The organism is Collinsella sp. D33t1_170424_A12 (assembly GCF_015554865.1).
Lineage (GTDB): Bacteria > Actinomycetota > Coriobacteriia > Coriobacteriales > Coriobacteriaceae > Collinsella.
The window spans coordinates 1-1,792 of sequence record NZ_JADNJJ010000208.1 but is presented as its reverse complement, the minus strand read 5'-3'; the positions used below and the strand labels follow the sequence as shown (position 1 = coordinate 1,792).

Here is a 1,792-nt window from a genome sequence, read left to right as displayed (position 1 = left end):
TCCTCAAGATTCACCAGGTCGCAGTTGTGCATATGCTGGGCGAAGTAATCGGAATCATGGAAATGGATAAGGCCCTCGTTATGGGCGGCAACCACATCCTCGGGCAGCAGCACGCGCTGCGTGAGGTCTTTAGAGACCTCACCCGCCATATAGTCGCGCTGCACCGAGTTGACGGTAGGGTTCTTATTGGAGTTTTCCTGCTTGACCTCTTCGTTGTTGCACTCGATGAGGGACAGGATCTTGTCGTCGGTGGTGTTCTTGGTTCGCTTGAGGCCCTGAACGTAGCGATAGATGATATAGCGGCGGGCCACCTCGTAGCGCTCGAGGGCCATGATCTGATCCTCGACCATATCCTGGATCTCTTCCACGGAGACGGTGTGGCCTGCGGCGGCACACGCCTGCTCGACGTTGCGGGCGGCGGCAACCACCTGCTCATCGGTGAGGCGATCGGCCTCGGAGGCCTCCAGGTTCGCGCCGTTGATGGCGTTGACGATCTTGTCGATATCAAACGTAACCTCGATACCGCTGCGCTTGATGATCTTCATGCGTGCCGCTCTCCCTTGCTCGCGCCGCCCTCCCGGGCCCGCACGCCCGAGTTATATAGTCGGGCGATAGTGCTTACAGCGCGAAAAACCCAGGCCGGGCAGGCGCCCCGCCGGGAACATCACGCTGCGATCTTGCTAATTGAAACTCTACGAAACCGTGCGGACACGAAGCGATCCTTTCCAACCGACCCCCTGCCAACGCGGCACCGCAGAGCACCCCGATGAGGTGCTTCCCTATGATACGACAACTTCATTCCCATATCATGTAAGAGCTCAAAAGCTCTCGTACTATATATTGTGTTCCTGCAGGTCAATGCGGGTAAGAATCTTTTTCAACATCATGGTAAATCGAGGTGCTAGCAAACAGTTTTCCGCTTAGCAATACGCTCGACCTGCGACTCGTTCGAAGAGCCCGAATTGGCCGATTCCCAAATCATCCACAACTCATAAAGGGAAACCTGGGAGAACGCCGATCACACTACAAGGAGCCCAGATGTTGTGGCGAACTCCAGAACGAAGAAGGAGAATGGGCTGAAATACAAAAAGACCGGAGGCAATAACCTCCGGTCTTGTTGTTCTTGGTGGGCGATACAAGATTTGAACTTGTGACCCCTACCGTGTCAAGGTAGTGCTCTACCCCTGAGCTAACCGCCCCAATGTGGGTTTTGCGTTTCGGCTTTGTGCCTCAGCGCGAGATTTAATATACGGGACTCGGCACACGAGCGCAAGGACTTTTTTCAAATTTCTTAAAACTTTTTTTCCCACCCTTTACTACCTGCGGTTTTCTTGAGGGTGCCATCGAATCGCCAATCGGTTGTCGGCCGCAGGAAGGTATCGCCGACACTCGTATAGGGCGGTCTGGGCGGCCCCGTCCCGCGATCGAGCGGACAACGGGAAGGCGAACGGCGTTGCCGCGTACCCCGCGTAAAAGAAACCTTCCTCCCCCAGCCCGGCCGACACCGCATCGTCGCGCCATCGAAACGAGGGCCGCTTCAAACCGATGCCAACGCCCTCCGACCGCGGGGCGCTACTAGGATATGCCAATCGATGCGGCGCCGATCAATCTGCACCCCCCCGGCCTCAGTCTGAAAACGCCATCGGCCACCGAAGGGAAAACTTTTTTAAAATTCCCCTTGCACCATCAAGCGGAATCCCGTATATTACTTTCTCGCAAGCGGACATGGCTCAGTTGGTAGAGCACAACCTTGCCAAGGTTGGGGTCGCGGGTTCGAGCCCCGTTGTCCGCT

1 protein-coding gene and 2 tRNA genes are annotated in these 1,792 nt (G+C 56.2%); 1 reads left to right on the top strand and 2 read right to left on the bottom strand.

Annotated elements, in window-relative coordinates:
- Positions 1-545, bottom strand: a 545-nt coding sequence (gene nrdD / locus I2E26_RS08660) for an anaerobic ribonucleoside-triphosphate reductase (RefSeq protein ID WP_255519237.1), incomplete at its 3' end; no start/stop codon positions are given.
- 579 nt (positions 546-1,124) lie between these two features.
- Positions 1,125-1,199: transfer RNA gene (locus I2E26_RS08655), tRNA-Val, on the bottom strand.
- Between the two features lie 520 nt (positions 1,200-1,719).
- Between I2E26_RS08655 and I2E26_RS08650 the strand changes: the two genes are divergently transcribed.
- Positions 1,720-1,792, top strand: a tRNA-Gly gene (locus tag I2E26_RS08650).